At 61.5% G+C, this 16,912-nt stretch carries 13 protein-coding genes; 6 read left to right on the top strand and 7 right to left on the bottom strand.

What is annotated here, in order from left to right; translation table 11 throughout:
- The first annotated feature begins 49 nt into the window (after nt 1-49).
- Entirely contained in the window at nt 50-1,444 is a 1,395-nt protein-coding gene (locus AC0N03_RS11135) for an FAD-binding oxidoreductase (protein ID WP_474288830.1), read from the top strand.
- Nucleotides 1,445-1,471: 27 nt separating this feature from the next.
- Here the strand turns inward: AC0N03_RS11135 and AC0N03_RS11130 are convergent, their stop codons facing one another.
- Nucleotides 1,472-3,208, bottom strand: a complete 1,737-nt coding sequence (locus AC0N03_RS11130) for an acyl-CoA dehydrogenase (protein WP_474288829.1) — start codon at nt 3,206-3,208, stop codon at nt 1,472-1,474.
- A 115-nt stretch (nt 3,209-3,323) separates the two neighbouring features.
- On the opposite strand from AC0N03_RS11130, the gene AC0N03_RS11125 reads away from it, so the two are divergent.
- The 3 genes from AC0N03_RS11125 (at nt 3,324) to acuI (ending at nt 6,722) form a co-directional block, all read left to right on the top strand.
- Nucleotides 3,324-4,286 (top strand): L-threonylcarbamoyladenylate synthase, encoded by a 963-nt coding sequence (locus tag AC0N03_RS11125; protein WP_474288959.1) that lies wholly within the window; start codon nt 3,324-3,326, stop codon nt 4,284-4,286.
- A 161-nt stretch (nt 4,287-4,447) separates the two neighbouring features.
- Nucleotides 4,448-5,680 (top strand): MFS transporter, encoded by a 1,233-nt coding sequence (locus tag AC0N03_RS11120; protein ID WP_474288828.1) that lies wholly within the window; start codon nt 4,448-4,450, stop codon nt 5,678-5,680.
- A 61-nt stretch (nt 5,681-5,741) separates the two neighbouring features.
- Nucleotides 5,742-6,722 carry an acrylyl-CoA reductase (NADPH) gene (acuI, locus tag AC0N03_RS11115; RefSeq protein ID WP_474288827.1) on the top strand — a complete coding sequence of 327 codons (981 nt, stop codon included), beginning with the start codon at nt 5,742-5,744 and terminating at the stop codon, nt 6,720-6,722.
- Between the two features lie 15 nt (nt 6,723-6,737).
- Here the strand turns inward: acuI and AC0N03_RS11110 are convergent, their stop codons facing one another.
- Complete coding sequence (locus AC0N03_RS11110; protein ID WP_474288826.1) at nt 6,738-7,640, bottom strand: LysR family transcriptional regulator; 903 nt, start codon at nt 7,638-7,640, stop codon at nt 6,738-6,740.
- A gap of 232 nt (nt 7,641-7,872) precedes the next feature.
- Between AC0N03_RS11110 and rpoH the strand changes: the two genes are divergently transcribed.
- Nucleotides 7,873-8,778, top strand: a complete 906-nt coding sequence (gene rpoH / locus AC0N03_RS11105) for an RNA polymerase sigma factor RpoH (protein WP_474288825.1) — start codon at nt 7,873-7,875, stop codon at nt 8,776-8,778.
- Nucleotides 8,779-8,906: 128 nt separating this feature from the next.
- Here the strand turns inward: rpoH and AC0N03_RS11100 are convergent, their stop codons facing one another.
- Together AC0N03_RS11100 and AC0N03_RS11095 are read right to left on the bottom strand one after the other, a co-directional pair.
- Nucleotides 8,907-10,445 (bottom strand): hypothetical protein, encoded by a 1,539-nt coding sequence (locus AC0N03_RS11100; protein WP_474288824.1) that lies wholly within the window; start codon nt 10,443-10,445, stop codon nt 8,907-8,909.
- Nucleotides 10,446-10,479: 34 nt separating this feature from the next.
- Entirely contained in the window at nt 10,480-11,775 is a 1,296-nt protein-coding gene (locus AC0N03_RS11095; protein WP_474288823.1) for an adenylosuccinate synthase, read from the bottom strand.
- A gap of 207 nt (nt 11,776-11,982) precedes the next feature.
- On the opposite strand from AC0N03_RS11095, the gene AC0N03_RS11090 reads away from it, so the two are divergent.
- A complete protein-coding gene (locus AC0N03_RS11090) occupies nt 11,983-12,894 on the top strand; it encodes a DMT family transporter (RefSeq protein WP_474288822.1) in 912 nt (303 codons plus the stop codon).
- A gap of 94 nt (nt 12,895-12,988) precedes the next feature.
- Here the strand turns inward: AC0N03_RS11090 and serA are convergent, their stop codons facing one another.
- From serA to AC0N03_RS11075, 3 genes are all read right to left on the bottom strand, one after another.
- Nucleotides 12,989-14,572, bottom strand: a complete 1,584-nt coding sequence (gene serA / locus AC0N03_RS11085) for a phosphoglycerate dehydrogenase (protein ID WP_474288821.1) — start codon at nt 14,570-14,572, stop codon at nt 12,989-12,991.
- A 121-nt stretch (nt 14,573-14,693) separates the two neighbouring features.
- On the bottom strand, nt 14,694-15,860 hold the full coding sequence (locus AC0N03_RS11080; RefSeq protein ID WP_474288820.1) for a phosphoserine transaminase: 1,167 nt from the start codon (nt 15,858-15,860) through the stop codon (nt 14,694-14,696).
- A 154-nt stretch (nt 15,861-16,014) separates the two neighbouring features.
- Nucleotides 16,015-16,875 (bottom strand): outer membrane protein, encoded by an 861-nt coding sequence (locus tag AC0N03_RS11075; RefSeq protein WP_474288819.1) that lies wholly within the window; start codon nt 16,873-16,875, stop codon nt 16,015-16,017.
- Between the last annotated feature and the right edge of the window lie 37 nt (nt 16,876-16,912).

The raw sequence follows: 16,912 nt of genomic DNA, 5'->3' as shown, positions 1-16,912 counted from the left end.
TCTGGAGGGCGAGAGGAGCAATACAACTGAGATACAACAGGCACCGGGGATGCAGGATTTTCTTATCCAATTGCAGGAAATCGTCGGCAGCGTCCATGTGCTGCGCGGCGCGGATATGGCGGGATATCTCGTTGAGCCGCGCCGCAAGTTTGAAGGCAGGGCGCTGGCCGTCGCGCGGCCCGGCACCGTGGAGGAAGTTTCGGCGCTGCTCAGGCTGTGCAGCGCGGCGCGCGTGCCGGTCGTGCCGCAGGGCGGTAATACCGGGCTTGTCGGCGGACAGGTGACGGGCGATGGCGGCGCGCTGATTGTGAGCCTTCAGAGGCTCAACCGGCTGCGCGAACTCGATCATACATCCAATATCATGATTGCTGAAGCGGGCATGACGCTTGCAGCGGCGCAGGCTGCGGCGCAGGCGGCAGGCAGGCTTTTCCCTCTCTCTCTGGCCTCGGAAGGCTCATGCACCATCGGCGGCAATCTTGCCACCAATGCGGGCGGCACCGGCGTCATAGCCTATGGCATGATGCGCGATCTCGTGCAGGGGCTGGAGGTGGTGCTGGCAGACGGACGGGTGCTGAACGGCTTGTCCAAACTCCGGAAGGACAACACCGGCTACGATCTCAAGCATCTGTTCATCGGGGCGGAAGGCACACTTGGCATCATCACGGCAGCCGCCCTGAAACTGTTTCCCCGCCCGCAGAGCGTAGCTGTGGCTCTCATCGGCCTTGCCAGCCCCCACAAGGCGCTGGCCTTGCTTGATCTTGCCCGCGCCCGTGCGGGCGGGCAGATCACGGCATTCGAGCTTATTCCGCGCATCGGACTGGATTTTGTCGCCAGACATGCCGGGCAGCGCGATCCTCTGGGCGCGCGCCATGACTGGTATGTGCTGCTTGAGCTTTCCTCCCAAGAGGAGTCCGGCCTTGATGAGACGCTGGAAAGCCTGCTTGCGGTGGCCCATTCGGATGATCTGATCGAAGATGCGGCCCTTGCCCGGTCGGTGCAGCAGGCGTCCGATTTCTGGCGGCTGCGTGAACTGATGTCGGAGGTTCAGGGCCGCGAGGGCGGGTCGATCAAGAACGATGTCTCGGTGCCAGTGGCGCGGGTTGCCGATTTTATCGATGAAGTGTCGCGGCGCGTTGTTGCCGCCATGCCCGGTGCGCGGATGGTGCCCTTCGGCCATGTCGGCGACGGCAATATCCATTGCAATATCTCCCAGCCCACGGACATGGACAAGGCGGCTTTTCTCGCGCGCTGGGATGAGATGACCGGCATCGTCAACGGCGTTGTGCTGGACATGCACGGGTCCATCTCGGCAGAGCATGGCATCGGCCAGCTGAAGCGCGATCTTCTGCGGCAGGTGAAGGACCCGGTGGCGCTCGAGGTGATGCGGGCGGTCAAGGCGGCGCTTGATCCGCTCGGCATCATGAATCCGGGCAAGGTGCTGTAGCGGCCGCGTCCGCGCGTCGCCACCGATCTATTCCGCCAGCCCGTCAGGCGATATGGCGTCAGCGCCGTGCAGTATACTGGCAGCAAGGGCGGGCGCAGCGGTTGCGATCTGTTCGGCGAAAAATCGGCAAAGGGCGATGCGGGCCGGCCGCCGGGCAGGGTCGTCCTCGCCCAGAGCCATCCGCGCCAGCGCCGTGCCGCCCAGCGCAAGGCCAAACAGCCGAAGATAGGCCGAAGCGCCGCTCAGCGCCGTATGCGGGTCGCACTGATGCAGGAATTGCGTGGCTGCGGCGAGGGATTCAACGGCCTCGTCCAGACGCAGCCTGGCATGGCCGAACGCGTCTTCGTCCGTAACCGCTTCGACGTCGGCCCGCATCCGGTCAATTTCCTGTGCGATGCAGGCGCCGCCGTTCAGAGGCAGCTTGCGCTGCACAAGATCGATGGCCTGTATGCCGTTGGTGCCCTCATATATGGCCAGAATGCGCGCGTCGCGCAGATATTGCGCTGCGCCGGTCTCCTCGATGAAGCCCATGCCGCCATGCACCTGCACGCCGAGCGAGGCCACTTCATTGGCAATATCGGTCGAAAAGGCCTTGGCGACGGGTGTGAGCAGGCTGGCGCGGTCGCGGGCGGCAGCATCTCCAGCAAAATGCGCCCGGTCTAGGCTGGCGGCGGTCAGCGTGCATATGGCGCGCGCCGCCTGTGTCAGGCTTTTCATGGTCAGCAGCATCCGTTGCACGTCCGGATGATGGATGATGGCGGCGCTTGTCTCTGTCCGGCCCGGGGCCTTGCCCTGCCTGCGTTCTCCAGCAAAGGCAAGTGCCTTTTGCGTCGCCCGCTCGGCCACGGCCACGCCCTGAACACCCACGCCAAGGCGGGCGGAGTTCATCATGGTGAACATGCAGGCCAGACCGCGGTTTTCCTCGCCGATCAGATAACCCACAGCGCCCGCGCCGTCCCCGAACACCATGGTGCAGGTGGGCGAGGCGTGAATGCCAAGCTTGTGCTCGATGGAATGGCAGATCACGTCGTTGCGCGCGCCCGGCACGCCATCTTCGTTCACGATGAATTTTGGCACGAGAAAGAGCGAGATGCCGCGCGTGCCCTCGGGCGCGCCGGGCAGGCGGGCGAGAACCAGATGCACGATATTGTCGGTCAGGTCATGGTCGCCGTAAGTGATGTATATCTTCTGGCCGCGGATGCGATAGGTGCCGTCCGGCTGTTTTTCGGCGCGTGTGCGCAGGGTCGAGAGATCGGAGCCCGATTGCGGCTCGGTGAGGTTCATCGTGCCGGTCCATTCCCCCGAGACGAGTTTTGCCAGATAGAGCCGCTTAAGCGTGTCGGACCCATAGGCCTCAAGCGCGTGAACCGCGCCGATGGTCAGCAGCGGGCACAGGCTGAAGGCCGTATTGGCTGAATTCCACATTTCAGCGCAGGCCATATTGACCATTTCGGGCAGGCCCATGCCGCCATAGGCGACGGGGCCGGAAACCGCATTCCAGCCGCCTTCGACAAAACGTGCATAGGCATCGCGCCAGCCGGGCGCTGCGATAACGCCCTGCGGCGTCAGACTTGCGCCATGCCTGTCGCCCGCGCGGTTGAGCGGCTCCAGCTGGCTGATGGCGAATTTGCCGGCTTCCTCAAGAATGGAGCGGACAAAATCAAGATCGATATCGCCGTATAGTCCGGCCTCCATGTCGGCTTTTGCGCCAGCGACATGAATCATGGTGCTCAAAATATCATTGACGGGCGCGCGATATGTCATCATGTCCTCTTGCAGCGGCGGCTGAAAGCCGATGCGTTTATTTGCGCCGGAAAGTGGTGTCCCGTCTATGCCCGAAAAGTCGGATGCCGCTGATGGTGCACATGATGCAGGTGGAATGATGACGGAGCGGACCAGATTATTGCCGGTGAATGCGCAAAGCCTCTCGGAGGCGGCGGCGATCCTGCGCGCGGGCGGGCTTGTGGCCTTTCCCACGGAGACCGTTTACGGCCTCGGCGCGGATGCGACATCCGGCGAAGCGGTGGCGCGCATTTACGAGGCCAAGGGCCGGCCTTCGTTCAATCCGCTGATTGCCCATGTCGCCGATCTCGCTGCGGCGCAGCGCGAAGGCGTATTTTCCGGTGCGGCGCTGGCGCTGGCGCGCGCCTTCTGGCCCGGGCCGATGACGCTGGTCGTACCTGCGGCGCCAAGCTGTTCGGTGAGCGATCTTGCACGCGCCGGGCTCGCCAGCGTCGCCCTGCGCCTGCCGGCGCATCCGGTGGCGCTTGAGCTTATCCGCGCCGCCGGACGCCCCATAGCCGCGCCATCGGCCAATCGTTCCGGCCATGTCAGCCCGACGCTGGCCGCGCATGTGATGGCGGACCTCAATGGCCGTATCGACATGGTGCTCGATGGCGGCGCAAGCGGCATCGGGGTTGAATCCACCATTCTGTCCTGTTTGGGCGGCAAGGTACATATCCTGCGCCCCGGCGCGGTGACGCGCGCGGATGTCGCTGCCGTACTGGGCGCGGCGCCAACCGAGGCCGAGGCTGACCCTGAGCGTCCGATCGCGCCGGGGCAACTGCTCTCGCATTATGCGCCAACCACGCCGCTGCGCCTTGACGCGAAAGATAAAAGAGCGGGCGAACTGTTTCTTGATTTTGGCGCGAGCCAGCCAGATGCGACGCGCGATCTTTCTGCGAAGGGCGACCTGCGCGAGGCTGCCTCCCGGCTCTTTGCCGACCTTCGCGCCCTTGACGCCATGGGCGCGAAGGGAATCGCGGTCGCGCCCATCCCGCATGAGGGGCTCGGCGAGGCGATCAACGAGCGTCTTGCCCGTGCGGCCGCGCCGAAAGCATAATGGGCGCAGGCTTGGATTTTTTGGTGCGCCGCGTTAGATAAAACAAAATCATTGCAGACTGAGACGCTGCGCCGGTTCTTTCTCTGCAGGTCGGAGCACAGGGAAGTTGCGGTTCGCTCGGTTTTGCCGTGTTGCTCTAAAACTCCGGTATGAAAGTCGATATGTCTCTGTCTTCATCCAGAAAAGGCGCTGCCGCGCCCACGGAAATCGTGCTGATTGCAGGTTGCCTGATCGCCCTGCTCACGTTTGGGCCGCGCTCCACCATTGGCCAGTTTCAATTGCCCATTCTGAGCGACACGCATTGGAGCACCGGAGAATTTTCTCTGGCCATTGCCGTGCAAAATCTGCTCTGGGGTATTGGCCAGCCTTTTTCAGGGGCCTTGGCCGACCGTTTTGGCACGATGCGCGTTCTGATGCTGGGCGGTCTGCTCTATGCCGCAGGTCTGGTCCTGATGGCGTTTTCGGCAACGCCGCTGCTGTTCAACCTGAGTGCCGGGGCGCTGATCGGTTTCGGGCTCTCCGGCTGTTCGTTCAATCTGGTTCTGGGCGCGTTCGGCAAGCTCATTCCCGAGAACAGACGATCCATGGCCTATGGTCTGGGCACAGCCGCGGGTTCGCTCGGGCAATTCTTGTTTGCGCCGCTTACCGGCGGGCTGGTGGGCGCATTTGGCTGGCAGATCACGACAATCTTTCTGGGCCTGCTGATGCTGCTCATCGTGCCTCTGTCGTTCTTTGTCGCCAGCCCCGCGCAGCATCGCCATGCCGATGCCGCGCCGCAGCAGACGGTTCGTCAGGCGCTGGTCGAAGCCTTCAGCCACCGTTCGTATGTGCTTCTGGTCACGGGCTTTTTCACGTGCGGGTTTCAGCTTGCGTTTGTCACCGTGCATTTCCAGCGCTACGTGGTTGAGGCCGGGCTTGATGCGCACGTGGGTTACTGGGCCTTTGGTCTGGTGGGCATATTCAACATTATGGGCTCGCTCTCCTCCGGCTGGCTTGGTTCGCGCATGCCGCGCCGCTGGCTGCTCTCGTTTATCTATCTGTCGCGCTCGCTCGTCACGATTGTATTTTTGCTGATGCCGGTGACGAATGTCTCGGCTTATGCCTTCGGCATTCTGACCGGATTATTGTGGCTCTCCACCGTGCCGCCGACATCCGGGCTTATCGGCCTGATGTTCGGATCCCGCTATATCGCCATGCTTTATGGCTTTGCCTTTTTCTCGCATCAGGTGGGTGGCTTTCTCGGCGTGCTGCTGGGCGGCATACTGCGCGAGCAGACAGGCTCTTATACCATCGTATGGTGGCTTTCCATTGGCCTTGGTGTAGCCTCGGCTCTCATCAACGTGCCGATTATCGAGCGGCCGGTGCCGCGCCAGAGCGCGGCCGCCACCGCCTGAACCAATGTATAGCTGAACCAATTTATAAGGGGCCGCGCGGCCCGTTCCGGGAGATCAAGCCATGACATTCAAGGCCATTCAGATCAGCAAGACAGACGCCGGGCAGGACGTGAAGATCGTATCCCTTTCCGAGGCTGACCTGATGGAAGGTGACGTGACGGTGCGTGTGACCCATTCCACCATGAATTACAAGGACGGATTGGCGATCACGGGCCGCTCGCCCGTGGTGCGGCGCTTCCCGATGATCCCGGGGGTCGATTTTGCCGGAGTGGTGGAAAGCTCTGCCAATCCGGATTTCAAGCCCGGCGATGCAGTGGTTCTCAACGGCTGGGGCGTCGGCGAAGTGCATTTCGGCGGCTATGCGCAAAAGGCGCGGGTGAAGGGCGACTGGCTCGTGCCCCTGCCCACGGGCCTGACGGCAGCGCAGGCCATGGCCATCGGCACGGCGGGTTACACCGCCATGCTCTGCGTCATGGCCTTGGAGCGTTTTGGCCTCGCGCCGGAACAGGGGCCTGTGGTGGTGACTGGCGCCGCAGGCGGCGTCGGCTCGGTATCCGTCGCAGTGCTCGCCAAGCTCGGCTGGACGGTTCTGGCCGTGACCGGACGCCCGGAAGAAGCGGATTATCTCAAGGGCCTTGGCGCCAGCGAGATCATCGAGCGCAAGGAACTGTCGGCGCCGGGCCGTCCGCTCGGCAAGGAGCGCTGGATCGCGGGTGTCGATTCCGTTGGCTCGCATACGCTGGCCAATGTGCTGGCGCAGACGAAATATGGCGGGGCCATTGCCGCCTGCGGTCTGGCGCAGGGGCTTGACCTGCCCGCAACCGTTGCGCCGTTCATCCTGCGCAATGTCGCTCTGCTGGGCGTCGAGTCGGTGATGTGTCCCAAGCCGCGGCGGCTTGAGGCCTGGGGCCGGCTGGTGCGCGATCTCGATCCGGGCAAGCTGGCCAGCATAACCCGCACGATTGCGCTCGAAGATGTCATTCCGACGGCGCAGGCGCTCCTCGACGGCAAGGTGCGCGGGCGTCTTGTGGTGGAGATGTGATTTCAATCAAGGGTTTCAGGCGGGGGCGACGCTGCCCTCGATCATTTTTTTCTGCTTGTTGAGTTCGGTGCCGGCATAATTCATGAAGGCGCGGATACGGGCGGAATTGCGCAGATCGGGATGCGTGAGCAGCCAGAGACTGGCGTCCATCTCGCGGACAGGTTCGCTGATGCGCCGGATGCCGGGCGTGCGGTCGCCGATGAAGCAGGGCAGGTAGCCGATGCCTATATTGGCGGCTATGGCCTCGGCGAGGCCCAGCACCGTATTGACCCTGTAGACCAGCCTTTCCGGGCTGATCTTGTCATAAACGCTCCGCATGGCGGAGATATTGGCGAGCGCATCGCCATAGCCGATCCAGCGCGCGGTTTCGCGGTTGATGGGCGATTCCTGCGTGGCCATTTCCACTGAGGCATATTCGGCCCAGGCAATGGAGGTGATATTGCGCCCGATCAGGGTTTCCGGCGGGTTTTTCGTGGCGCGGATGGCAATATCCGCATCGCGCTTGGACAGATTAAGGGCCTGGTTCGAGACGACGATCTCAAGGCGGATTTCGGGATAGGCGCGGATGAAGCCCGCAAAGATCGGCGTCAGCAGATGCACCAGCATGGTGTCGTTGGTGGTGATGCGCAGATCGCCCGAAGGCTGTACGTCCCGCCCGGCGCATTTCAACTCGAAGCCGGTGATCTGGTCGGCCATCTGCGCCGCCAGAGCAACCATGCGCTCTCCGGCCGCCGTGGGCGTGTAGCCGTTGCGGGAACGCTCAAAAATGCGGGTCTTGAGCATCGATTCCAATGCGCCAAGGCGGCGGAACACAGTTGAATGGTTGAGCCCGAGGGCTTCCGCTGCGCCGCCCAGCGACTGGTGGTCGGCGATGGCTTTCACCAGCCTAAAGTCATCCCAGGACGTGGTTGGGTTCATTTCTGATCCTCTGGCCGGGCCGTAATAAGTTGAACTAACAATTTTGTTTGTTATTGCGCATGATAAATGCTATTAAATATGCATCTGTTTTGCAAATAAGCAAGACATAAAGAGGCGCCCGCCGATTTTAAGCGCCGTCATTTTGCCATGTAAATTTTGTCAATTGTCATGGCAAGCCTGGTGAAAGCGGCGGATGATACAAGCGCAATGCGTTGCGCATCTGGAGGTTAGGATGAGTTCTGCGACACTGCCGGTCATTTCGGCGGAGAGTGGGTTATCCAGATATCTGGCGGAAATTCGCCGTTTCCCCATGCTGGAGCCGCAGGAAGAATATATGCTGGCCAAAAGCTGGCGCGAGCATGGCGATCGCGATGCAGCGCAGAAGCTTGTGACCTCGCATCTGCGGCTTGTCGCCAAGATCGCCATGGGATATCGCGGTTACGGCCTGCCGATCGGCGAAGTGATTTCGGAAGGCAATGTCGGCCTCATGCAGGCTGTGAAGCGCTTCGAGCCGGAGAAAGGCTTTCGTCTGGCGACCTATGCCATGTGGTGGATCAGAGCCTCTATTCAGGAATATGTGCTGCGGTCCTGGTCGCTGGTGAAAATGGGCACCACGGCCAATCAGAAGCGGCTGTTCTTCAACCTGCGCAAGGCCAAGAGCCAGATTTCCGCGCTGGACGAGGGCGATCTCAACCCCGAGCAACTGAAGGCCATTTCCACACGTCTCGGCGTGCCCGAGCAGGAAGTGACGGAAATGAACCGCCGCCTGAGCGGCGATGCCTCGCTCAACGCGCCCTTACGGGTCGATGGAGAAGGCGAATGGCAGGACTGGCTGGTCGACGACAGCGCCAGTCAGGAAAACATGATGGTGGAGCGCGAGGAGAGCAATAACCGGCTCGATGCGCTCAAGGATGCCCTGATGGTGCTCAACGAGCGCGAACGGCATATTTTCAAGGCGCGCCGCCTTGTTGACGATCCGGTGACGCTGGAAGAATTGTCGGAGCAATTCGGCATTTCGCGCGAACGCGTGCGCCAGATTGAGGTGCGCGCCTTTGAAAAGGTGCAGGCTGCGGTAAAAAGCGGCCTTGCGCGCATTGAAGCGCCGCGCCAGCCGCCTCTGCTCACGGCATCGCATTAGCTCTGTCCCCATCGTCGACAGGCTTTGCTTCCTCCCCTCGTCCTTCGACAGGCTCAGGATGGGGGCGGAAGCTGTGGCTCAGGATGAGTGGCCGAAGCGCAGCCCGCGTAGACGATCTTGCCGGATTATTACTTGCGCGAGGGTGTGCTTGTTACCTGGGCGAGGGCCTTGTCTCCCGCAACGCCCTTCTCAAGGGTGATCTTGGCTGCGCGCCCGTCTGAAAGAATGAACCGGATGTCAAACCAGCCGCGCTCGTTCATCAGTTCGACATTGCTGGTCTGACCCGGTTCGGGTTTTGTCAGGCCGACCAGATAATCTGTTGGCGTGATCGCGACAATGCTGCCAAGAAGCGATTGCGGCGGAGGCCCGTCTTCCTGCCGCATTTCCGGTACGGCCACGGCCTTGATGCCTGGAATCTTGCTGTTCTGGCCGAGATTGAAGCGCAAATCCATGACATAGGCCGCCGGAAGGCTGGCATCATCGTTGGATTGCAGATCGAACGAGAAGGTCATGGCGGCGTCGGGTACGTTCATTTCGCCATGCATGGTCGCTACCGGCCCGCTGGCGCCGGGTTTGATGGTTGTCGTCCATATGACATTGCCGATGTAGGTCTTGACCTTGGACGGCTCTTCCGGCGCTTCCACGAGCAGCGCTGCCCGCGCCGCAACGGGAACAGACTGGCCGGCCGCGTCCTGAGCAGGCTTGGCCGGCGTGATGTTCGTAACAGGCGGAACGGCGCCATCGGAGGCGCGCAGCGCGATCTTGCCGCTGGTGTCACCATCGGAGGCGCCGCCGCTGATCTTGAGCTTGCGCGCCGGATCGTCGGAATTCTGCTTGAGCCAGATAGCGGTTCCCGCGACGCCGCCAACCACGACAACGGCCGCGCCGAGCATGATCCAAAGGCGTGTATTGAAGCGCTCGCGCGGCTGCACAATGGCCGCAACGGGGCGGATGTTATCCTTCGGGGCGATGTCGCCCGTCTCGGGCTTTTGCTCCTCGTCGGATCCGAAGGCGTTGACATCCGGCAAAGGGGCGAGGGCTTCGGGTTCTGATGCTGGCGGCGGTTCCGGCGCTGCAAGCGTCGGCGTCACGACAATCGGCTTGGGCGGCGAGAACGGCGCAGGCTCTGCCACCGGCAGCGGCTTTATCACCGGCCCGGGGATCTCGGCTGCTTTTTCTTTGCCGGGCGCTTCCGGTCTGGCTAGTTCGCTGCGGGACGTCCGGCTCTTCCGGCCAGCTGGCGCAGGCTCGCTCTTGCGCTCTGGCTCCGTTACCGGCTCCGATGGCGGCGCTGGTGTCACGGGTACTGGCGGCGGTTCGGGAGCGGCAGGTGCGGGAGGCGGTGGCGACTTGACCGGGGCAGGCGGTATTTCGCGCGGCGGGACGGGCGCGGCGGTTGGTTCGGGCGGCGGAGCAGGTTGCGGCGGGGAGATGACTTCAGGCGCGGCAACGACTTCAGGCGCCAGCGTCCTTTCGACGCGGGCAATCGCATCCTCAAGCGCCTGACTCTCGCGCTCGATATCCGCTTCCGGCACGGGCGGCTGCATCGAGCGCAATTGTTTCGTCAGCGCGCCACGCGCCCTGTTGTAAATGGCGCGGCGTGACTCGGGCGCATTTTGCGGCAGGTTGGCGACAGCGCGCGAGATCAATTGATGATAATCAGCCATCTGCGGTCAGCGCGTTCCTTGCGATGGGGTGGAATCAATCCTGGAAAGGATTGTGAACCAGAATAGTATCCTCGCGCTCGGGGCTTGTCGACAACAGGGCTATCGGCGCGCCGATCAATTCCTCGATGCGCCGGACATATTTGATGGCCTGCGCCGGCAGGTCTGCCCAGGAGCGGGCGTTTGCCGTCGTGCCTTCCCAGCCCTCGATGGTTTCGTAAATGGGCTCCACCCGGGCCTGTGCGGCCTGCGATGCCGGCAGCCGGTCGATGATCTGGCCGTCGAGCCTGTAATGGGTGCAGACCTTGATTTCCCGGAAGCCGTCGAGAATATCGAGCTTGGTCAGCGCAATACCGTCGATGCCGGAGGATTTTACGGTCTGGCGCACGAGCACGGCATCAAACCAGCCGCAGCGGCGGGCGCGCCCTGTCACGGTGCCGAATTCATGTCCGCGCTCGCCAATGAGGCGGCCGGTCTCATCGAGAAGCTCAGTCGGGAAAGGGCCGCCGCCGACGCGTGTGGTATAGGCTTTGGCAATGCCAAGCACATAACCGATGGCGCGCGGGCCGAGGCCCGACCCTGTCGCGGCATAGCCAGCCGTGGTGTTGGACGAGGTCACGAAAGGATAAGTGCCGTGGTCGACATCAAGCAATGCGCCCTGAGCGCCCTCGAACAGGATGCGTTTGCCGTCGCGGCGCAGGCTATCAAGAATATCCCAGGTCGCATCCATATAGGGCAGGATTTCCCCCGCTACGGACATGAGTTCGTTACGCACGTCGGCGGCCTTGATCTCGGGAAGTCCGAGACCGCGGCGCAGCGGATTATGATGCGCCAGCAGGCGGGCAATCTTTTCGTCCAGAGTATCGGGTTCGGCGAGATCCATGACGCGGATCGACCGGCGGCCCACCTTGTCCTCATAGGCCGGGCCGATGCCGCGCTTGGTCGTGCCGATTTTGGTGCCATCGGTGCTGGCGCCTTCGCGATGGGCATCGAGCTCGCGGTGCAGGGAGAGAATAAGCGGCGCGTTTTCCGCCAGCTTGAGCGTGTTAGGCGTCACTTCGACGCCTTGCTCGCGCAGCTTGGCGATTTCGGCGACGAGATGGTGCGGATCGACGACGACGCCATTGCCGATCACCGACAACTTGCCGGGACGCACGATGCCTGAGGGCAGAAGCGAGAGCTTGTAGACCTTGCCGTCGATGACAAGCGTGTGGCCGGCGTTATGCCCGCCCTGAAAGCGCACCACCACATCGGCTTCGATCGAGAGCCAGTCCACGATCTTGCCTTTGCCCTCATCGCCCCACTGGGCGCCAACCACAACCACATTTGCCATGCCAACAGCCTTCGCGTCTCAATAAAAAGCCCCGGCGCAAGGCCGAGGCTATTGCAGGGAACGTTTAACGGATGACGGCGCGGCTGTAAAGCCGGGGCATAATCTGCGTATTGTCGCAAAGCGCAGGCCTGATTGGCATTTATTGCGTAAACAGCTTGCTATTTTTCGTGTTATGGCAGTTTCCGCCCGGCGCGGCAGGAGAGAAATGTGCTGATCCTGATCAAATCGACGTTTGAAAAATTTTATGCCACAGGCTGGCTCGTACTGCTTGCGACGATGACAATGTGGGGCGCCAATATCGTGGCGGGGCGTCTTGCCGTCGGGCAGATTTCGCCGATGACGCTTGTGGCCGGACGCTGGCTGATCGTCAGTGCCATAATGGCCATGACGCAAAGGCAGACAATCCGCCGCGATTTGGCCGCGCTCAGCGGGCACTGGCCGCTGGTGATCATTGGCGGCTTGCTGGGATTTACGGCCTTTAATGCGCTGTTTTACGTTGCTGCGCACTACACCAACGGCGTCAACATTGCCATTTTGCAGGGTTCGTTTCCTATATTCACCATGCTGGGCGGGTTTCTGTTTCTGCATATGCGGTTTTCGCCGCTGCAGATCGCAGGGCTTGCTGTCACGCTGGCAGGGGTGGTTCTGGTGGCCAGCAAGGGCGAGCTTGCCAATCTCGCCGCCTTTCACTTCAATATCGGCGATATTTTCATGCTGATCGCCTCGGTATTCTATGCTGCCTATGCGCTTGCGCTGCGCAACCGGCCCCGGATTTCCGCCATGGGGCTTTTTGCTGTGATGTCGGCGGTGGCCTTCGCGACATCGGTGCCGCTGTTCATCTGGGACATCACCTGGGGCGATTTCATCTGGCCGACGCCGCTTGGCATCGGCGTTTTGTTTTATGTCGCGCTATTTCCCTCGCTGGTCGGGCAGATTTTCTTCATGCGCGGGGTGGAGCTTATCGGGCCGGGGCGGGCCGGGCTTTTTGGCAATCTGTTGCCGGTGATGGGCGCGCTTATGTCGATCGTCATGCTGGGCGAGAGTTTCGCCCTCTATCATGCGCTGGCGCTCGTGCTTGTTCTGGCGGGTATATTTGTGGCGGAGCGGGGAAGGTCATGAGCATATGACCTTCCGCCCCTCAGCTCCTTGCGCCGATGTGGCGCTGTTCAGACACCGCAGCAGGGGCGGCGGCGTCTGATTGGGCGCCGAATGCTCAGAACTTGAGCGATTTGGCCTGCTTGACGCCGGGGATATGCTGGATCGTCTCCAGCACATCGGCGGGGACGTCGCCATCCACCTCAACAAGGGCAATGGCCGAGCCGCCTTCCTTGTCGCGGCCAAGTGCGAATGTTGCGATATTGACGCCCGCCTGACCAAGAAGGCCGGCGAAACGCCCGATGAAGCCGGGCTTGTCCTCGTTGGTGACGTAGATCATCGAGGGCGCGAATTCGGCATCCACCTTGATGCCCTTGATCATCAGGATGCGCGGCTTGCCGTCGGCAAACACAGTGCCCGAGACAGAGCGCGTCTGGCGGTCGGTTTCAACGGTGAGCGTGATGAGCGATTCGTAATCGCCGGCGGATGCGCGGGTCACTTCATCGATGACGATGCCGCGGTCTTTGGCCACGACCGGCGCGGACACCACGTTCACATCGGACAGCAGCGGACGCAGCAGCCCCGCAATGGCCGCAGCCGTGAGCGCCTTGGTCTTGAGATCTGTGACATGGCCCTCAAAGGTGATGATGACCTTCTTGATCCCGGACTCGGTGAGCTGGCCCGCGAAAGAGCCGAGTTTCTCGGCCAGAGCAATGAACGGCTTGAGCTTGGGCGCTTCTTCCGCCGTTATGGACGGGAAGTTCACTGCATTTGAAATGGCGCCGCGCATCAGATAATCGGACATCTGCTCGGCAACCTGCAGAGCGACATTTTCCTGTGCTTCGGTGGTTGCCGCGCCCAGATGCGGGGTGCAGACGACATTGGGATGCCCGAACAGCGGATTGGCGGTTGCCGGTTCTTCGATGAAGACGTCGAAGGCGGCTCCGGCGACATGGCCGGACTCAAGCGCGGCGCGCAGCGCCACTTCGTCGACAAGGCCGCCACGGGCGCAATTGATGATGCGCACGCCCTTTTTGGTCTTGGCGATATTCTCCGCAGAGAGAATGTTTTTCGTTTGTGCCGTCATCGGCGTGTGCAGGGTGATGATGTCGGCGCGGGCAAGCAGATCGTCAAGCTCGACCTTCTCGACACCCAGATCAAGCGCACGGTCGACGCTCAGGAAGGGGTCGAAGGCGATGACACGCATTTTCAGGCCGATGGCGCGTTCGGCGACGATGGAGCCGATATTGCCGCAGCCGATGATGCCCAGCGTCTTGCCGGTCAACTCGACGCCCATGAAGCGGTTCTTCTCCCATTTACCGGCCTGAGTCGATGTATCGGCTGCCGGAATCTGGCGCGCCAGCGCAAACATCATGGCGATGGCATGTTCGGCTGTGGTGATAGAATTGCCAAATGGCGTGTTCATCACAATGACGCCCTTGGCGGTGGCGGCGGGGATGTCCACATTGTCGACGCCGATACCGGCGCGGCCAATCACCTTCAGATTGGTGGCGTTGGCCAGAATCTTGTCGGTGACCTTGGTGGCGGAGCGAATGGCAAGACCATCATAATTGCCGATGATTTCGGCAAGCTTGTCCTTGTCCTTGCCGAGATTGGGCTGGAAATCAACTTCAACGCCACGCTCCTTGAAGATGGCGATGGCGGCGGGAGAGAGGGCGTCGGATATGAGAACGCGAGGCATGGGAGGTTTCCTTGTGTGGGATCGAAGTTTGCCCTCACCCTGACCCACTCCCGGCGGGAGAGGGATAGCTCAAACTGCTCCTTCTCCCTGAAGGGAGAAGGTTGGGATGAGGGCTGTAGATTTAAGCCAATTCAGCCTTGGCCTTGGCAAAAGACCAGTCCAGCCAATGGGTCAGGGCCTTGACGTCGGCGGTCTCGACCGTCGCGCCGCACCAGATGCGAAGACCGGGAGGCGCATCGCGGTAAGCACCGATATCGTAGGCGACCTTTTCTTTCTCCAGCGCGCCGGCCAGCGCCTTGGCGAAGGCGGCCTGCGCGTCCGGCGCCAGCGACGTGATGGCGGGATCAACCACCTTCAGGCAGACGGAGGTATTGGACCGGGTGGCCGGGTCTTTTGCCAGAAAATCCACCCATGGCGTTCTGGCGACCCAATCGGCGATTGCGGCCAGATTGGCATCGGCCCGGGCGATGAGGCCGGCAAGGCCGCCGACGGAGGCGGCCCAGTCCAGCGCGTCGATATAATCCTCGACGCAAAGCATCGACGGCGTGTTGATCGTTTCGCCTTCAAAAATGCCTTCGATCAGCTTGCCGTTCTTGGTCAGGCGGAAGATTTTCGGCAGCGGCCAGGACGGCGCGTAGGATTCAAGGCGCTCGACAGCGCGCGGGCCAAGGATCAGCATGCCGTGCGCGGCCTCGCCGCCCAGCACTTTCTGCCAGGAGAAGGTGACGACGTCGAGCTTGGCAAAGTCGAGGTTTTGCGCAAAGGCGGCGGATGTCGCGTCGCAGATGGTCAGGCCCGCGCGGTCGGCGGGGATGAAATCGGCGTTTGGCACACGCACGCCGGAGGTTGTGCCGTTCCAGGTGAAGACGACATCATGATCGAAATTGATGGTCGAGAGATCGACAATTTCGCCATATCCGGCTTTGAGCGTGCGGGCGTTGGGCAGTCTGAGCTGCTTGATGACGTCGGTCACCCATTCGGAGCCGAAGCTTTCCCATGCCACCATATCGACGGGGCGCGGGCCCAGCAGGCTCCAGAGCGCCATTTCAACCGCGCCCGTATCCGAGGCGGGCACGATGCCGATGCGGTAGTCAGCCGGAACGTTCAGAATTTCGCGCGTTTTGTCGATGGCGGCCTTAAGACGGGCCTTGCCGACCTTGGCGCGATGCGAGCGGCCAAGCGGCGCATTCTTCAGATTTTCGAGGGAATATCCCGGGCGCTTGGCGCATGGGCCAGAGGAGAAATTGGCGCAAGCCGGGCGTGAAGCAGGCAAAATAATATCAGTCATGTAACCATCCTTTCAGATGGGCGCTTCTCGTTGGGGAGAAGTGTCCCGCTGATGTGGCTATAGCAGGTGCGCCCGGCGGTCAAGCGCTTTTGTCGTGCGCCCGCAAAAAAGGCGGGTACAGACCCGCCTTGGTTTACTGCTGACAGGCCGCCGTTCAATCAATCATATAGCGGATGCCCAGCTTCAATTGTCTGGATATGAGGGATCTGCTGATCACATTACCGGTGGTGCTGTCTGTGTATTTCAGGCGGCCTTCGTTGAGAAAGCGGCCGCCGATGTCCATTTTCAGATGGTTGGTGACATCGACGGATATGCCGCCCATCAATCCCCATGCCAGTCGCGTCGTGGCTTTTGCGGGGTAGGACTTATCCCAGTTCTGCGTCTTGGCTGCGCCGGTGTAAGGGTCTGTCCAGGCCGCGTTGTAGGGCGTCGTTGTGCCTGCATTATAATAGGCGACATTGCCTGCCAGCGTCGAATGAGAAAGGCCCAGCCCAAGGCCGACATAGGGCGTCACATTCGCGTATTTGCCCAGGTCAGCGTAGGCGTTCGCCATCAGGTTCCACCGCGTGAGGCTCGCATGCTGATCGCCATAGCAGGAGCCATAAACCGGCGAGGAGCCGATTATTTTGCCGCCGCTGTCGTACAGAGCCCCTGCGCCAGTTTGGCAGGGTGTCGCAGCGGTCTGGGCATTGGCATTCATTTTGTTTGGAAGTTCAAACGTGGTGTCGAGGCGAAGCCATGAACTGACCTGATTTCCGAAACCGATCTGGCCGGCCCATGCCGATTTTGAGCCTGCATTGTTGCTGTAACTCATGTCGGCGTTGACGGGCGGCTGGCTATCTTTGGAAATGCCGAGATCGCCGCGCAGATACCAACCCGACTCCCATTCGGCCGATGTTGAATGCTCCGGTGCGGGCGTTGGCGGGGGCGGAAGGTTCAGATCAGCGGCTTTTGCCGCAAACGCAGCGATAATCAAGTAAAGGCTGGCAAGAGCGAGCGTTCTGACGCGATACATAGTCTGATCCTTTAACTCAGGCGAAATTATTCAATAA

Source organism: Methylocystis sp. sgz306128, from assembly GCF_056032725.1.
The sequence above is the reverse complement of the archived record's forward strand: the minus strand, read 5'-3'. Positions and strand labels throughout refer to the sequence as shown.